Origin of the sequence: Mucilaginibacter sp. (genome assembly GCF_041660805.1) — a bacterium.
In the GTDB taxonomy this organism is placed as follows: Bacteria; Bacteroidota; Bacteroidia; order Sphingobacteriales; family Sphingobacteriaceae; genus Mucilaginibacter.
In genome coordinates, this window is sequence record NZ_JBAZVP010000002.1 from 336,497 (window position 1) to 353,144 (window position 16,648).

A 16,648-nucleotide genomic window follows, 5' to 3' on the forward strand; every position below is an offset into this window, starting at 1 on the left:
GGCCAGTTGAAAATAATCATAAATTATTCTCCTTCAATAATGCTATCATGTGTTCGTTTTCCTGGTTTAAGGCATAATCCAGTGCCGTTTTTCCAAATCTGTCTTTGGTGTTCTTTAACGCTCCGTTTGAAATCAGATATTTTACAATTTCTTCATGTCCAAAAGTGGCAGCGAAGATCAGCGCTGTAGCTGAATTGTAATTCTGCTGGTTCAGATTTGCCTTGTGCTCATAAAGAAACTTAACCATGGGAAGGAATCCTTTATAACAAGCACCCATCAGGGCAGTATTACCTGAAAGGTCCTTTGCATTGGGATCTGCTCCGTTTTTTAATAAAAGTAAAGTGGCTGCTTCGTTTTCATTGTAAACTGCAATGATTAAAGGAGTGGAGCCGCGATGGTCAACAGTATCTGTTTTTACATGATTTTTTAGCAGTTGCGTTAACGCCACCGTGTCATTCATCCGGGCCGCAATAAAAATATCCTGTGCATTAACCTTTTGCTGAAAAGTTAGCAATACTGCTGTGAAAAGTGTAAAATATAATATCTTGTTCTTCATGGTTCTTTATGAAATTATAAGTTGAGGTGATGATGCACGCATGGCCATCCATATAAAGAAAGTGTTTAGTTCTTCGATGATGATCTGGTTTACTTTTTCAATGGCGGTTAGTTGTTCATTGCTTGCTGTATCCCTCAAATTGGCGAAATCGTCGAGCGTAACCAGTCGGTTTGAACTTCCCTGGTTGACCTGAATGCTACGAAAGGTTGTCAGGTCAATCAACAGTTTATGGTGGGCGTCTTTTAATATGGAGGAGCTTAAAACATTTTCCGTTGCGGCACAGGAAATAATAACCTGGAACTGATTTAAAAATGAAGCATTTAAATCATACCCGGCTGCGACATAATCGTATCGATCGGAAAGTAGTTGGGCTTTTTCCGCAGTCCGATTTACGATCGTAACGTTGGTAAATAATTGCGCTGCGAAATACTTCAGCAGATCCGCTGCTATTTCGCCGGCACCGATGACCAGCACTGGAGTAGCCTTGTCCCTGAAACGGCGTTTAATCTCGTTAACCGCGAGGTGGCTAACTGATCTTGATCCCTTGTGATATCCGGTTTCATTGGCAATCCTTTTATGTGAACGAAAGATTGCCTGAAATATCCTTTCGATGTTTCCGCTGATCGAATGATTTTGCTGACTGATTCTGAAAGCTTTTTTAAATTGATTCAAAATCTGCTTATCGCCAATCACCATCGAATGCAGTCCATTAGCTACTTCTGCAATGTATTTGACCGCGCTTTCTGTGTCCCGGATAATAACGAATTGTTCAGGGTGGATGTCGGTTTGCTTGACCGCCTGCAAATGCCGTAGGAGCGCGGTAATATCAAAGCTGCTATCGTGGTCAATATAAATTTCAGTGCGGTTGCAGGTGTCTAATATCAATAACCCACGAAGGTAGTCCTGCACCTTCAAATCCTGGTAGATACGATTTAATTCGTCGTCTGTAAACTGGAAATAAGAACGGACTGCAAGGTCCGTTCTTAAGAAATTCAATGAAATTACGCTGATCATTTTCAGTATAACATTAAGGTAGTTGAATAAATGCTATCTGGTTATTTCTGCATAAACATGGCTTCGACTTCTTCCCTGGTCACATGTAGTTTGGCGGCTAAGCGTTTGCCGTAATCACTGTCGGCCATGTAGAAGTAACCTACCATTTTCTTTACCACTTCTCTGTCTGTCACTACCGCCAGATCACCACTCAGGTTATTGATCAGGTGGGCTTTATCGGTTTCGCTTAGCGATCTGTAAAACTCTCCGGCTTGCTTAAAATCGTTTGGTTTACTTATCTTTTTCTGCATTGAGCTCACGTTAGTGAAAGTTTCTGCTGGATAATCAAACTTTGAATTATCTACGCTACCATTAGGATCAGTATTTGGCTGAAAGTTAATATCAGAGCTTTTGCCATGATTGCTCATCGGGCCATCCTGATTATAGCTGTTCACTTCGGATTTTGCAGCGTTTACAGGTAATTGCTGAAAGTTCGGACCGATGCGGTAACGCTGGGTATCAAAGTAAGAGAACAAGCGGCCTTGTAGCATTTTATCTTCTGATGGAGCAATGCCCGGAACCATTTCCCCCGGTGAAAAAGCCGATTCTTCTACTTCGTCAAAGAAATTGCCCGGAATTTTATTTAATGTCATCTTACCAACCAATACAGGCTTGGCAATAGCATCCGGCCAGATCTTCGTATCATCGAGCAGGTTGAAATCAAACTTATCCAAATCTTCCGGTTTGATCATTTGCACATATAGTTCCCATGCAGGGTAATTGTGCTTATTAATGTTTTCGTACAGATCAACCGTGGCATGCTGGAAATCTTTGCCCTGGATTGCACTGGCCTCCTCTGCAGTAAGGTTTTTAACGCCTTGCAAGCTTTTCCAGGTATATTTTACATATGTCACCTGTCCGGCAGCATTTACCCATTTATAGGCATGGACCCCGGAGCCATCCATCTGGCGATAGTTGGCCGGGATTCCATTATCAGTATACAACCTGGTAAGCATATTGGTGGCTTCAGGCACGTGGCTGAAAAAGTTGAAAATCCTGTTCGGATCTTGTTTATTGTAAATCGGTGATGGTTTTAATGCGTGCACAAAATCCGGGAATTTGATGGCATCACGGATAAAGAATACCGGAAGGTGAATACCAACAATATCATAATTGCCTTGTTCTGTGTAAAACTTAACGGCAAATCCTCTCGGGTCACGCTGTGTCTCCGGTGAAGCACCACCACCCATTACCGTTGAAAAACGAACGAATACAGGAGTGACTTTATCCTTTTGGTCAAACAGGGTAGCTTTGGTTAAAGCGGAGAAATCACCGGCAGCAACAAATTCACCGTAGGCGCCTACGCCCCTGGCGTGCACAACCCTCTCCGGGATTCTTTCCCGGTCAAATGCGGCAAGTTTTTCTATTAAGTGGATATCTTCCAAAAGCACCGGTCCGTTTTGGCCGACGGTTTTGGAATCCTGGTTATCACCTACCGGCGCACCGGTATTGGTGGTCAGCGTTTTTTGCTGCGCATGCAGGGATACGGTAGCGGCTGATAAAACAACAAGTGTTAGGAATTTAAATTTCATAGAAGTCATGTTTTTGAAAGCCCAAAAGTATGGGTGATATTAGCCTAAAGAAAATCACAAATGTTGATGCGGGATAGATTAATATGATTCAAAATTGATGTGCTGATGATAATCTAACGCGCTTTTTTTATAGGCGCGATAAGGCGTTTTCTGGTTTAAAAGTCAAGAAGAAGTTCGATTTTCATTAGTTCATTTCTTCGTGTCATTTTGAAAGAGATGTAATACACTGAGCATCAAATCAATTATCTATACAATTACTTGGTTAAGTTACTTTATCAATTTTATCAATGCGGCTTCAATTTTATCGATTTGATGGGACGATATAATATTGGTTACTTGCATAACACGAGCATGTAGAGTGATAGCACTGTTCTTCCATCTTTGGTTATTTTTTTATTATAAAATGGGTTTAATAGAAATCTGCTATCGGGAGTCGTGAGGGTTAATTAATAGAAATGAGTCTGATTCAATATGAATACGTTGTAGCTGTAGATACCTACCGAAGTTTTGTAATAGCGGCTGAAAAGTGTTTTGTTACTCAGCCAACCTTGAGTATGCAGATTCAAAAGCTTGAAAATACCTTGGGGGTTCAAATTTTCAACCGAAAAAGGCAGCCTATATTGCCTACTGAAATAGGCAACAATATAATTGCACAGGCGAGGGTATTGTTGGCAGAACATCAAAAGATACAGGAGATTGTCAGCGACCATCGGAAGGAATTGATGGGTGAGCTCAAAATAGGCATCATTCCGACCATTGCGCCCTACATTCTTCCGAAGATCATCACGCAGTTTATGTTGAAATTCCCGCAGGTAAAACTCGTCATGTGGGAGCAAACAACTGAACAGATCGTGCAGCAGCTTAAGCTTGGTCTTATCGATTGCGGGATCTTATCAACGCCTATTCTGGAAACGCAACTGCTCGAAATGCCTTTATTCTATGAAAATTTTGTTGCATACGTCTCTAAAAATAGCGAGTTGGCCAAAAAAAGAACCATCAATCCGGACGACATAGACATCGATGAGCTTTGGATTCTGAATGAAGGGCACTGTATGCGTGATCAGGTTTTAAACATATGCCAGCGCAGGGAAAGCACGATCGGGTTTAAACATTATGAATACAACACCGGTAGCATTGAAACGCTCAAGCGAATGGTTGACGAAAATAACGGCGCGACGATCCTTCCGGAGTTTGCGCTGAAAGACCTCACCAAAAGCCAGCTGGAAAAGGTAAGGTACTTCAAGTCCCCACAACCATCACGGGAAATCAGTATTGTTACGAACAATGGATTTACCAAAAAACGGCTGATTGAAACATTAAAAAATGAAATTCTGGAGTTCGTACCTGATCACATGAAAGAGTTCCGGGAAACACAAAAAAAGCCAGTTGTAGCTATGTCAGCCTAGGTATCCTGAGGCTATTAAGGATACAATTCAGAGTACAAGTCTTTGACAGCAGCAGCTACCGTTTCATCTTGCTCAGGCAATTAGTTTTACGTCGAATACGCCTTTCCGGTTTTCTGAATATATTAGCCCAAACCCATGGGTCTTTAGCGCATTTTCCAAGTAACCAAAATGTTGCGATATTGATGGATCGCATTTACGCCAAAGGAAATCCAATTAGAGTAGCGAGCTTCTACCATCTCTTTTGCTTGATACTTTCGATCACATAAAGGCTTTAGTAAGATTAAATAGATCAATATACAGGATCGCTTACCCTTTGATATAGATGAAAGAAGCTGATATCAAACTCTTTATAATAAGATTTATCTATCGTTTTCCATTAGTATTAAAGGCTTAAACTAAATAAAAAAACCGATCATAGGTTAGTATGAAACGGTTTCTTCAATTGAATGTCAAGTTCAATCTAAACAATTAACAAAGAAATTTATTAATACTGGCTCCATTTTTCCTGTAAGTCTTTGATCTTCTCAGGAGTGAATGGAGGAAAAACGTGATCGATCACCATGTCATCAGGAATCTGCAGAATCGCTTTTTCGTGAGTTAATGAATGATAACCGGCTTTACCGAAATAGTTACCCATACCCGAGGCACCTATGCCACCAAACGGAAATGTTTCCATGAACAGGTGTAGGTTAGTATGGTTCACAACCCCTCCACCAAAAGATAGTGAGTTGATCAGGTAATCAATCGTTTTTTGATTTTTGCTAAAGATGTAACCGGATAAAGAGCTTGGTCTTTTTTTGATTTCTGCGACGGCATTTTTCAAGTCGGAATAAGGCAGGATTGCAAGGATCGGGCCGAAGATTTCATCTTCCATGACCTTATCTGTCCATGCAACAGGGTAAAGCAGCGTTGGTGCGAAATACCTGGCTTCTTCATCGTAATCACCACCAATGGCAACCTTAGCCGGGTCAATCAAACCTGCCAAACGGGTAACCTCTTTTGAGGTGATGATCCTTGAATAATCAATATTATTCTTAGGGTCAGTCCCATACATTTCGATAACTGCTTGTTTAGCCTCTTTCACAAACTCTTCGGCGATAGACTCATGAACGTAGGCATAATTCGGTGAGGTACACCATTGCCCGCCCCATGCGGTAGCCCCCCATACAATCTTTCTGGCTGCTTCGCGGATGTTTACGGTTTCATCAACGATCGCCGGGTTTTGGCCGCCTAACTCCAAAACTACGGGGGTAAGGTTTTCAGCAGCAGCTCGCATAATCACTTTGCCAGTTGAAACACTTCCGGTAAAGAAAATAAAATCAAATGGGATTTTCAGCAACTCGGTAACAACCTCACGGTTTCCGGTAACGACACTTACTGCTTCCTCCTCAAAATATTGAGGAATCAGATCAAGGAACAAACCACTCGTATTTGGTACAACAGTACTCAGTTTTAACATGACAGGATTACCGGCGGAAAGTGCAGTTACAGCGGGATGCACCAATAATACTAATGGACCATTGTAGGGGCCAATGATTAAGGCTACACCGTATGGATCACGATAAACATGGCCTTTACTTCCGGTAGCATTCAAAAATTTAGGAATCTCTAATGGTTCAGGTTTCATCCATTCGGCCAATTCAGTACGCATATATTGGATACCAGCAATCGCTGCATCAATTTCAAAAACCTGCTCAAGATTGGCTGTTTTAAAATCCCGGCCCATTGCATCACAGAATTCCTGGTAGTGTTCAGTTAACAGCGCTTCCATGCGGTTTAGCTGATCAATGCGCCACTCGTATGACTTAGTGGTATCTGAGTTGAAATATGCTTTTTGTTTATTGAATAATGCATTTAAAGTAACGGAATCGTATACGACTTCGCTTGTAGCACTTTTTACAAGTGCTGATGTTTGGTTTTTCATTTTTTCTTAATTAATTTATTGTTTTTCAAAAAAACATTTGAACAAACTCCGGCCGGAATAATATTGGCTTGTTCAAAGGGGAACACCGTCTCCGATGTTTTTTGTGTAGATCTCAATTCATAACCCGTTAATAACTATATTTCTATGTTGACCTTCAGGAAAAACAGCAATGGACATCCTGGCCGGGTTAATCCCAGCAATTTCAGGTAGTTAAAAGATATTGATTTTCCGGTCGGCTCTTAGTTTACAATTGTAATTGTTTTCTTGTACTGCGTCGGACTGAGCCCGACCTCTTTTTTAAACAGTCTGGAAAAATAGTAGATGTTGTCAAACCCTAAGGTGTACGCGATCTCTGTAACCGACTGGCCTTCTTTTTTTAGCAGGTTCTTCGCCTCGGACATAAGATAAATATGAATATGTTCTAACGTGGTTTTCCCGCTTTCGTTCTTTAACAGGTCACTTAAATACCCTGGTGAAATATTCATTTGTTCAGCGATATAGTTAACAGAGGGCATGCCCTTTTTCTTCAGCATGCCGTCTGCGACATACTTCATCAGGATAGCCTTAAATTTCGACACCATTTTACCGGTGTCTTTTTTCCGGTTCATAAATTGTCTTTTATAAAAACGCTGTGCATATAACAGCATCGTCTTAATATTGGAAAGAATAATATCCCGCCCATAGTCATGCAAACAATTTTGATATTCCACCTCCATCTTGTTAAAAATTTCCCATGCGATCAATTCTTCCCTTGGTGAAAGATGCAACGCTTCGTTAATCTCATAATCAAAAAAGCCGTACTGCCTGATACTTTCATGAAGGTCATCTCCATTTAGAAAATCCTCATGGAATAATATCAAAAATCCATCTTCCTCTAATTCAAGGTCATGCATTTTAATTACCTGTCTCGGTTGGGTAAAACTCATCGAACCACAGGCATGATCATATTTGGTTCTGCCGAATAGTATCACTCCGGCCTTCAGTTTCTTAAACGCGATCATATAGAAATCACCTGTAAATTCCTCCCGTCCCAGTAAACACTTCTTTTCTGAGTGGTCAGAATGAAATACAGTGAACAACGGGTTTTTCGGTGGAAAAAAACCGTTATCGGCGTGCAGTTCACTTAAGCTTTTGTAATGTTTCATAATAATATGATTGGTTACTATGTCAAAGGTAAGCCCTATGGCAAGCTAAAGACTTATCCGTATCAAGGTAATATTTACACATATCAACGAAATTCAGCGGAAAATCGAGTTATTTCCCGGATTGCACAATTGTGTGACAATTGACCGGCCCGCCAGGTGGCTGTTAAATGCGAAAAGCCCAGAAGGGCTTTTGCTTTAATGGAAACTAATGACCCCGGCTCTTATGGTCGTCACATCCGTTATTGTTTTGGGTTGTCGCAGTTATCACTACTTGTGTTTTCATGTTTACCTCTCTTTCTTTACGTTAATGATATGCACTCCTTGCCTTTAATTTCCCTCCACAGCTCTGTAGCCACGTCCTTCGTTTTCGCCAAGGTGCCTTGACACCATCAGAAGTTGGCCAATTCAAGGGGATTTAGACATCACGTATCAGAATTTTTAAAGATATCTTTGAAAGGATCCAGTTTCTTTTGTTTCCTTATCTTTATAAACTGATTATTAACCATGCCTGAGCAACAAAATATTGAATATAAACAATCTTGGAGAGATGAATACCTTAAATGGATTTGCGGTTTTGCCAATGCTCAGGGTGGAAAGATTTTTATAGGTATTGATGATAAGGGCATGGTAACTGGTGTCCCGGATTACAAAAAGTTGATGGAGGATATTCCTAATAAATCGGTTAATCACCTGGGTTTAGTGATAGATGTCAATTTGCATGAAGAAGCCGGCAAGCATTACATTGAGATTGTGGTTCCTCAAAGCCACATCCCAATCTCATATCAGGGTAACTTTCATTATCGGAGCGGCAGTACCAAACAGGAATTAAAGGGCATTTCTCTGCAGAACTGGTTGTTAAAGAAAAATGGCAAAAGATGGGAAGATTTGCCTGTGCCAGGCCATTCTATAGATTATTTGGATGAAAGTACGATTCTGTCATTTGTTACTAAAGCTATTGCAAAAGATAGAATCCCTGCTGAAGCTGAAAATGATTCTATTGAAACTTTACTTGAAAATTTAAATCTGTTACAGAATGGCCAACTCACGAACGCCGCTGTTTTACTGTTTAGTAAAAAGCCTTCGATGGTCAGCGGTTCGGCAAGCTTTAAGATTGGCAGATTTGGTAAAGAGGATCATGATTTAATGTTTCAGGACATTGTAGAAACCAACCTTTTTACAATGGCCGATAAAGTAATAGAAATATTGAAATCCAAATACCTTATTCGCCCGATCTCTTACCAGGCGCTGGAACGGATGGAGCCACTGGAATACCCGGAAGCGGGGCTCAGGGAAGCTGTACTCAATGCAATTATACATAAGGACTATTCCAGTACATTTGTTTTCCTGCGTGTTTACGATGACCGTTTGGAGATATGGAACCCCGGCTCACTTCCCGAAGAGTTAACCATTGAACAACTTAAAGAACGGCATTCATCTTATCCCAGAAACATTAACATCGCCAATGTTTTTTTTAAAGCCGGGTATGTAGAGTCCTGGGGGCGTGGCACTACCAAAATTATCAGTTCCTGTTTAGAAGCGGGATTACCTGAACCCCTTATCGAGGAGGATCAGGGTGGGTTCCGGGTGGTTTTCCGGAAAGATATTTATACGCATGAATTGTTGCAGACGATGGATCTGAACGAGCGGCAGATCAAAGCTGTTTTATATGCTAAGGTGAACGGGCATATCACTAATTCTGATTACCAGGAAATTAATAATATTGGAAAATCCGTGTCCGCTTCTGAGTTACAGAACCTTGTAGATAAAAAGATGTTGGTTCGTATTGGAAATACCGGAAGGGGTACCAAGTACGTGCTTCCAACCGGAAAAACTTAAACATCCGATAAACGTCCGAAACATCCACTAAACGTCCGATAAACAGCCAATCTAACTAATCAGATATAGTATAAATATTTATAAGTAAGTAAATACCATGATGTATAGTTCAAGAAATTAAAAGAATATAAGGACACTATGCCTCAGGCAAATATGATTTTTTTCAAGTTGATAGGATATAAGGTTTGCTAAATATATATAATAATGACTGTCTGCCCATAGAATAGATTATGAATGGCATAACAAATGAAGTTGAACACCGGATATAGGCCAAAATTTCACTGTTAATTAAACTGCCATCTGATACAGAGATCCTGTAAAATTTTTAGAACTTGTAGAATATTAGTATATTTAGCCAGCGATTTAGAGTCATAAAATTCCTATTGCGTGATTCGTAAAGTACTTGATAAAGAGATAGCATAATGCGCAGTAAATGAGATAGTTATGAACGAAGTTCATGACCCGTCCATTCCGCTTTATCAATAGTAAAATTTTTTGTTTTTAGGGTATGCCAAATTATTCAGTTTTTTCCATAAAATATGCGAATAACTCGGGGATCATTGAAAACCATCGAAAGACTCTTGGGCATGGTCGTAGCTCGTTTTTCCAACATCCTCAAATAATTTATTCAAAAATTCCACCAGACTGCTTTCTTGGGCGGATCACCCAAAGTATAAGGCTCCCCGATACGCGGGACGTTTACCTGGACACCCAGCTTTTCAGCAGCGGGCAGGAGCTTTTCTATAGGTTCGTTCCAGGGATGATCAGATGCCTCAAACTTGGCCCAGTGAATAGGTTGTAGCAAACGGGCCTGTAGGTCAACGGCTGCTTGAGCAGTCTGCCCAAGCCAAAGATGTGTCCATGGCCAATTCGGACTGTACTGCCCGCACTCCAGCAGCGCCATATCGAATGGGCCATATTGTTGGCCAATTTTTTTTAAGTATGTCCCATAACCACTGTCACCTCCGTAAAACAGCCGGTAGTGATCTGTCTGTATCACATAAGATGCCCAAAGCGTTTTATTTGCTTTACTATACGTGCGGTTACTCCGGTGCTGCGCAGGTGTAGCGGTGACCCGGAGACCACCAGGCAGTGTAACCGATTGGTTCCAATTCAGTTCGATGATCTTTTTAGGATCAAATCCCCAATACACCAAATCCGAACCAACACCCATCGGCACTATGGCCATTTTGATTTGGCCTTTCAATTTTTTCAGGGTGCGATAGTCCAGATGATCATAATGGTCATGGGAAATGATCAGCACATCTATTGGTGGCATATCCTTTGCGTGGTAATTCGTAGTTCCTTTAAACGCCGTAACCAATCCAGGCAATGGCCCGGCATGGTTGCTAAAAATAGGATCGATGAGTACATTACCCTGATCGGTTTTGATCAGCAAAGACGAATGTCCGAACCAAACTACGGTTGGTGCAGGGGCTGCCAGTGTCTTCAAATCAGTTTTAACCCATGGCATCCCGAGAGAAGGCTTGGTGGTTTGAGAGCGGTTGTGTAACATTAAAAGCAATCGGTTACGTTTCACTGTCGAGTCAGAATGTTCAGCCAAATTTTCGAAACCGCCATTTTTGTAATTAGGCAAAGCCTCCAACTTTTCAAGCTCTTCGCCCTCCGGATTTTTTCCCAGTGAATTTACCATTCCACAGCCAGCTGCCACTGTCAGCAACAGTGCAGCTATCCCCATCCTCAAACCCCAATATTCCATATCCTGAATGGAAATAACGCTAAGGTTCACTGATTTATTTCATCAGGGACGAATACAGGTAACACGACAGTGTTAACAAAAGGGGAATTGAACCCTTAAATATGGGACAACGATCCCATGAAATTATGTGGGTAGTAGCAAGAACATGATAGATATGCTTGATTTCTCGGCAAGGCATCATATTGAGAGCGCGGTGGGGTTATGCCATTCTTTAAAGTGAATGAAGCGATAGAAAAGGTAAGCGCAGGAAAAATCCAAATCCGTTTAGTGTTGGAAAACCAAGAGTAAAATCACAGGAAAAGTATATCTACACCAAAACCATAGCTGAAAAATTTGCTTACGATAAAAAACTTATTGTAAAAGAACTGGCTAAGCATGGCATACAATCTATTTTGAGTACACCTCAAAATCTCAATGTTAATACCATTAATCGTTACCTGGAGTTAAAAGCTAAACAAAAGATCTGACCATAAAGCAAAATGCGGAGATTGAATCTGTTTTATTCTTTATAAATCCTTTAAGATTTTCTTCAAAGGAGCGGGTTTAGGTGAGGCCAAATAATAATGCCATAATAGCATACTTGCAACAGTACGGTAGGGTTGCCATTGTTCGGCTATTATTACTAAAGCCTCTTTTGCGGTTTCTTTAGGTAACGATTTTAACCCTTTAATAGCATTTACAATTGCCAAATCACCCACGGGGAAAAGATCCGCGCGCTGCAGGGCAAACATGAGGTAAACATCTACCGTCCAGTTGCCAATGCCTTTTAGGGCGGTTAAATGCCTGCGGATCTCATCATCATCCATTTGCTCAAAGGCCGCAAGGTTGATCTGTCCGCTGATAATGGCTTCGGCCAGGTATTTAATGTAGGCTGTTTTTTGGCGGCTGCAATAACATTCCCTCATTTCGGCATCTGTAAGTAATAATATTCTTGCCGGAGTGATCTCCTGTACACGCTCCCGCAGTTTATTAAGGGCAGATAATGCCGATGCTAATGATACCTGCTGCTCCAGAATAATATGCACCAAGCTCTCAAAAGTATTTGGCCTCGACCAAAACGGCGGATAGCCATAGGTTTGCAGTATGTAGGCGAGGTCTGTATCCATGGTGGCGAGTTCATCGCAGATAGAATGGTAAGTTACGGGTGTAAACTGTTCAGGCATTGTATTGTTATGTATGTGCTATAATCAAAGAGCTTTGTCATTCTGAGCGATAACGAAGAATCTGCCGCCGAATAGATCCTTCGTTCCTCAGGCCGACAAAATAGTTCAATTCTTATTAAATTACTAATTTTTTTAGGATTTAGCATTTCTATTTCAGATTTTTACATTATGAACAACCTGCCGCCATTAGCCGAACGCATGCGCCCAAAATCATTAGATGATTATGTTGGGCAAAAACATTTGGTTGGTCCGGGTGCGGTATTGCGTAAAGCCATAGAGAGCGGTTCGTTGCCATCTATGCTGTTTTGGGGGCCGCCGGGGGTGGGTAAAACTACGCTGGCTTATATCATTTCACAATCGTTATACCGTCCGTTCTTTTCGTTGAGCGCTATTAATTCGGGAGTGAAAGATGTACGTGAGGTTATAGAAAAAGCGTCGCTGTTGAAAGAGCAGGGCGAAATATTGCCCATATTGTTTATTGATGAAATTCATCGTTTCTCTAAATCGCAGCAGGATTCATTACTTGGTGCGGTTGAGCGGGGAATTGTTACGCTGATTGGCGCCACTACAGAAAACCCATCCTTTGAGGTAATATCGGCTTTGCTGTCGCGGTGCCAGGTGTATATATTAAAACCATTGGAAGAGCAGGACCTGCTTGATCTATTGGAGAAAGCTAAAAAGGAAGATGTAGTACTTAAAGAAAAGAACATCACTATAAAAGAGCATGAAGCATTGCTGCGCCTAAGCGGTGGCGATGCCCGTAAGCTGCTGAATATTTTTGAGCTGCTGGTAAATGCCTTTGAGGCTAAAAAAATTACGCTTACCAATGATGTAGTACTGGAGCATGTGCAGCAAAACATGGCCCTGTATGATAAAACCGGCGAGCAGCATTATGATATTATTTCGGCCTTTATCAAATCAATGCGGGGGAGCGACCCTAACGGCGCGGTTTACTGGCTGGCCCGTATGATAGTAGGTGGCGAAGACCCGCTGTTTATTGCCCGCCGTATGCTCATACTGGCATCAGAAGATATTGGCAATGCTAACCCTAATGCTTTACTGCTGGCACAAAGCTGCTTTAACGCGGTACAGGTAATTGGCATGCCCGAGTCGCAGTTGATATTATCACAAACGGTTATTTACCTGGCAACATCGCCAAAAAGTAATTCGGCCACTACTGCTATAGGGGCTGCAATAGCTCTTGTTCGTGAAACCGGCGACCTGTCCGTGCCGCTGCACTTGCGCAATGCACCAACCAAATTCATGAAAAATATAGGTTACGGCAAAAATTATAAATATGCCCACAGCTTTGAAGGCAACTTTGCCGAACTTGATTTTTTGCCCGAAGCTATTAAGGGGACAAAAATTTATAATCCAGGTAACAATCCGCGGGAGTTGGAATCAAAAGAAAAGCTAAAAAAACTTTGGGGCGATAGGTATAAATATTAGTACCTTAACCCCTAATTAAAGCTTAATCTATCATTACTCCCTATGATCTCAATCTTCTTTAATCACGAATTAAAATCTTTTTGGCGGTCAGCAAACACCGGCAAAAGCATAGCCATAAAAATAGTGATGGGGATACTCATCTTTATTTTGTTTTTATATGTGCTGGCGTTAGGGTTGTTTTTAGATAAGATATTAGGATCCGCATTTCCTAATGCCGATCTTACTACTTCCTTTTGCGGAATACTATTGGTTTATTACCTTTTTGACCTTTTAACACGTATGCAATTGCAGGAACTGCCCACTCTTAAAGTGCAGCCCTATTTGCATTTGCCTGTTAAGCGCAACAGTGTGGTTGGCTACCTGGCGTTAACAGCCTTGTTGTCATTCTTTAATTTATGGCCTATAGTGGTTTTCGGGCCGTTTATTATAAAGATCATCCTGCCGGTATCAGGCGGATTGGTAGCATTTGCCTTCTTTATTTCCATAATAGCGCTGGCCCTGTTCAATAACTATTTGGCCATGTACATTAAGCGCAAGGCTAACCTAAACGGCTGGGTGTTTTTAATTGCGGGGGCTGTTTTATCACTCATAACCTGTGGTGATTATGTTTGGCATTTATACTCGTTACATGGCATATCATTCCGGTTTTTTGGTAATTTGATAAAGTTGCCGGCATTAATGTTACTCCCTGTGATACTGGCTGTGGCGATGTATTATGTGAACTTTTTTTACCTTAAGCAGAATCTTTACCTGGAGGAGTTAAGTTCTAAAAAAGCGAATGCTTATAGAAGCAGCACCGAGATACCACTCCTTAGCCGGTTTGGTAGTGTAGGCGACCTGGTTGCAAACGAAATAAAACTAATACTGCGTAATAAACGTTCGCGGTCTGCCTTAATAATGGGGCTGGTTTTCATGTTTTACGGATTGATATTTTATACACAATCCATGTATGGCGAAGGGGTGAAGGTTTTCGTCGGCATGTTTATGACCGGTATTTTTATTATCAATTACGGCCAGTTTATGTTTAGCTGGCAGGCCTCGCATTTTGATGGCTTACTGGTGAGCAAGGTGAGCTTTAAAGATTTTTTAAAGGCAAAATACCTGTTGTTTACCATTGTATCTACAGTGGCGTTTATATTAACAATTCCTTACGTTTATTTTGGCTGGAAGGTAGTGCTCATTCATTTTATTATGTATTTGTGGAACCTGGGCATTAATACTACCATCGTGTTGTTTTTCGCCAACAGAAATTACAAGCGTATTGATCTTTCAAAAGGTGCATCATTTAACTGGGAGGGTGTAGGGGCAACGCAGCTGCTGTTATCTTTCCCGCTGATATTGCTGCCTTACGTGGTGTTTTTACCTTTCAAATTTTTTAAAATGCCTGATGTAGGTTTTGCCGCATTGGCCGTTATAGGAGTTATATTTATACTAACACGCAGTTTCTGGATAAAAAAACTGGAAGCCGATTTTTATACCAAACGATTTAAAATAGCCGAGGGCTTCAGAAATAAATAACCATGATACAAATAAACGACCTTAAGAAAGTTTACAATGGTGTAATTGTTGTAAATATACCACAGCTTGAAATAAAAGCAGGTGAAAGCATTGGCCTTATAGGTAACAATGGCGCGGGTAAAACCACCCTGTTCCGCATGGTGCTTGATCTGATACGCCCCGAAAGTGGTGAAGTATTATCAAACGGTAATAAAGTGGCAGGCGGCGAAGAATGGAAGAACTATACCGCATCTTACCTGGATGAGGGCTTTTTGATAGATTACCTAACCCCTGAAGAATACCTGTATTTTATAGGTGGCCTGCACCAGCAGAACAAAGCGCAGGTTGATGAAGCATTGTTAGGCTTAACAGATTTTTTTAATGGCGAGATCTTAAAAAAAGGCAAATACATCCGCGACCTGTCAAAAGGGAACCAGTGCAAGGTAGGCGTAGGTGCCTGTTTGCTACAGAAGCCCCAATTGCTGATGCTGGATGAGCCTTTTGCCAATATTGACCCAAGTACACAGTTCAGGCTGAAAAACATCCTGAAGGAGCAGAATAAAAAGCATGGCGTAACCACCATCGTATCCAGCCATGACCTTAACCATGTTACCGATGTTTGCGAACGTATTTTGCTGATGGAAAAAGGGAGGATCATTAAAGATATTGCTACCAGCTCATCAACCCTGTCAGAACTGGAAGAGTATTTTGGTGTGGGGCAAAGCCTTGCTTCGTTTGAGGTAGATAACGAGGAAAACCACTAAATTAGTCTATGTATTTGATAAGGGAAGCTACAACAGACGATGTTGATGCCATTTTACAGATAGCCGAACAAACCTGGCGGCCTACTTATGAGCCGCTTTTAGGGAAGGAGCAGGTGGCTTTTATGCTTGGCGAGATCTACTCCCGGGAAAAAATAACCGACCAGGTAGAGAACAATAAGCAAAGTTTTTTATTGCTTTTGGAGGATGATAAGCCGGTAGCTTTTGCCGCCTATTCGCCCCGTGAGGAGGACCCCGAAATTTATAAATTACATAAGCTGTATTGCCTGCCCGTAACGCAGGGCAAAGGCTACGGTAAGATATTGATAAATGAGGTAATAGATAAAACAAAACAAGCCGGCAAGCAAACCCTTGATTTGAATGTGAACCGCTATAACAACGCTAAAAGCTTTTACGAAAAAATGGGGTTCAAGATAGCTTATCAGGAAGATATCCCCATTGGGCCGTATTGGATGAATGATTATGTGATGCGCAAGGAGCTGTAAAATGCCCCAGCCGTCATGCCGGATTTATTTCGGAATCCCACCACATGTAAAGTAGGTGACCTATCCCGAGAGATCCTGAAATGAATTCAGGATGACATGT

The 16,648-nt window shown here is 41.3% G+C and carries 13 protein-coding genes; 6 read left to right on the forward strand and 7 right to left on the reverse strand.

All coding sequences use genetic code 11. The annotated features are described in order from the left end of the window. Positions 1-16: 16 nt before the first annotated feature. From WC743_RS04525 to WC743_RS04535, 3 genes are read right to left on the reverse strand one after another with little or no spacing between them, the layout of a single operon-like run. Entirely contained in the window at positions 17-556 is a 540-nt protein-coding gene (locus WC743_RS04525) for an ankyrin repeat domain-containing protein (RefSeq protein WP_373010616.1), read from the reverse strand. 6 nt (positions 557-562) lie between these two features. Continuing rightward, complete coding sequence (locus WC743_RS04530; RefSeq protein WP_373010617.1) at positions 563-1,570, reverse strand: hypothetical protein; 1,008 nt, start codon at positions 1,568-1,570, stop codon at positions 563-565. 41 nt (positions 1,571-1,611) lie between these two features. Then, the gene (locus tag WC743_RS04535) at positions 1,612-3,141 is read right to left on the reverse strand and encodes a catalase (protein ID WP_373010618.1); all 1,530 of its coding nucleotides are present in this window, start codon (positions 3,139-3,141) and stop codon (positions 1,612-1,614) included. 455 nt (positions 3,142-3,596) lie between these two features. On the opposite strand from WC743_RS04535, the gene WC743_RS04540 reads away from it, so the two are divergent. Then, positions 3,597-4,547 carry a LysR substrate-binding domain-containing protein gene (locus tag WC743_RS04540; RefSeq protein ID WP_373010619.1) on the forward strand — a complete coding sequence of 317 codons (951 nt, stop codon included), beginning with the start codon at positions 3,597-3,599 and terminating at the stop codon, positions 4,545-4,547. Positions 4,548-5,031: 484 nt separating this feature from the next. On the opposite strand, the gene WC743_RS04545 is transcribed toward WC743_RS04540, so the two are convergent. After that, positions 5,032-6,471: an aldehyde dehydrogenase family protein gene (locus WC743_RS04545; protein ID WP_373010620.1), complete on the reverse strand. Its 1,440-nt coding sequence runs from the start codon at positions 6,469-6,471 to the stop codon at positions 5,032-5,034. Between the two features lie 239 nt (positions 6,472-6,710). Continuing rightward, complete coding sequence (locus WC743_RS04550) at positions 6,711-7,616, reverse strand: helix-turn-helix domain-containing protein (protein ID WP_373010621.1); 906 nt, start codon at positions 7,614-7,616, stop codon at positions 6,711-6,713. 504 nt (positions 7,617-8,120) lie between these two features. Here WC743_RS04550 and WC743_RS04555 point away from each other — a divergent pair. Then, the gene (locus tag WC743_RS04555; RefSeq protein ID WP_373010623.1) at positions 8,121-9,452 is read left to right on the forward strand and encodes an ATP-binding protein; all 1,332 of its coding nucleotides are present in this window, start codon (positions 8,121-8,123) and stop codon (positions 9,450-9,452) included. Between the two features lie 628 nt (positions 9,453-10,080). Here the strand turns inward: WC743_RS04555 and WC743_RS04560 are convergent. Both WC743_RS04560 and WC743_RS04565 read right to left on the reverse strand, forming a co-directional pair. Then, positions 10,081-11,202 (reverse strand): MBL fold metallo-hydrolase, encoded by a 1,122-nt coding sequence (locus WC743_RS04560; protein WP_373010624.1) that lies wholly within the window; start codon positions 11,200-11,202, stop codon positions 10,081-10,083. A 476-nt stretch (positions 11,203-11,678) separates the two neighbouring features. Further along, entirely contained in the window at positions 11,679-12,335 is a 657-nt protein-coding gene (locus WC743_RS04565; RefSeq protein WP_373010626.1) for a DNA-3-methyladenine glycosylase, read from the reverse strand. Positions 12,336-12,503: 168 nt separating this feature from the next. On the opposite strand from WC743_RS04565, the gene WC743_RS04570 reads away from it, so the two are divergent. Genes WC743_RS04570 through WC743_RS04585 form a run of 4 tightly spaced genes read left to right on the forward strand, consistent with a single transcriptional unit; the run spans position 12,504 to position 16,548 of the window. Beyond that, a complete protein-coding gene (locus WC743_RS04570; RefSeq protein WP_373010627.1) occupies positions 12,504-13,784 on the forward strand; it encodes a replication-associated recombination protein A in 1,281 nt (426 codons plus the stop codon). Between the two features lie 42 nt (positions 13,785-13,826). After that, positions 13,827-15,302: a DUF5687 family protein gene (locus WC743_RS04575; protein ID WP_373010628.1), complete on the forward strand. Its 1,476-nt coding sequence runs from the start codon at positions 13,827-13,829 to the stop codon at positions 15,300-15,302. Positions 15,303-15,304: 2 nt separating this feature from the next. Beyond that, positions 15,305-16,045, forward strand: coding sequence for an ABC transporter ATP-binding protein (locus WC743_RS04580; RefSeq protein WP_373010629.1), 741 nt, complete (start codon positions 15,305-15,307; stop codon positions 16,043-16,045). Between the two features lie 8 nt (positions 16,046-16,053). Next, positions 16,054-16,548, forward strand: coding sequence for a GNAT family N-acetyltransferase (locus WC743_RS04585; protein ID WP_373010630.1), 495 nt, complete (start codon positions 16,054-16,056; stop codon positions 16,546-16,548). Positions 16,549-16,648 lie beyond the last annotated feature (100 nt).

Coding starts and splice junctions, on each gene's coding strand:
- WC743_RS04525 (WP_373010616.1), bottom strand. CDS start 556: ATGAAGAACAAGATATTATATTTTACACTTTTCACAGCAGTATTGCTA.
- WC743_RS04530 (WP_373010617.1), bottom strand. CDS start 1,570: ATGATCAGCGTAATTTCATTGAATTTCTTAAGAACGGACCTTGCAGTC.
- WC743_RS04535 (WP_373010618.1), bottom strand. CDS start 3,141: ATGAAATTTAAATTCCTAACACTTGTTGTTTTATCAGCCGCTACCGTA.
- WC743_RS04540 (WP_373010619.1), top strand. CDS start 3,597: ATGAGTCTGATTCAATATGAATACGTTGTAGCTGTAGATACCTACCGA.
- WC743_RS04545 (WP_373010620.1), bottom strand. CDS start 6,471: ATGAAAAACCAAACATCAGCACTTGTAAAAAGTGCTACAAGCGAAGTC.
- WC743_RS04550 (WP_373010621.1), bottom strand. CDS start 7,616: ATGAAACATTACAAAAGCTTAAGTGAACTGCACGCCGATAACGGTTTT.
- WC743_RS04555 (WP_373010623.1), top strand. CDS start 8,121: ATGCCTGAGCAACAAAATATTGAATATAAACAATCTTGGAGAGATGAA.
- WC743_RS04565 (WP_373010626.1), bottom strand. CDS start 12,335: ATGCCTGAACAGTTTACACCCGTAACTTACCATTCTATCTGCGATGAA.
- WC743_RS04570 (WP_373010627.1), top strand. CDS start 12,504: ATGAACAACCTGCCGCCATTAGCCGAACGCATGCGCCCAAAATCATTA.
- WC743_RS04575 (WP_373010628.1), top strand. CDS start 13,827: ATGATCTCAATCTTCTTTAATCACGAATTAAAATCTTTTTGGCGGTCA.
- WC743_RS04580 (WP_373010629.1), top strand. CDS start 15,305: ATGATACAAATAAACGACCTTAAGAAAGTTTACAATGGTGTAATTGTT.
- WC743_RS04585 (WP_373010630.1), top strand. CDS start 16,054: ATGTATTTGATAAGGGAAGCTACAACAGACGATGTTGATGCCATTTTA.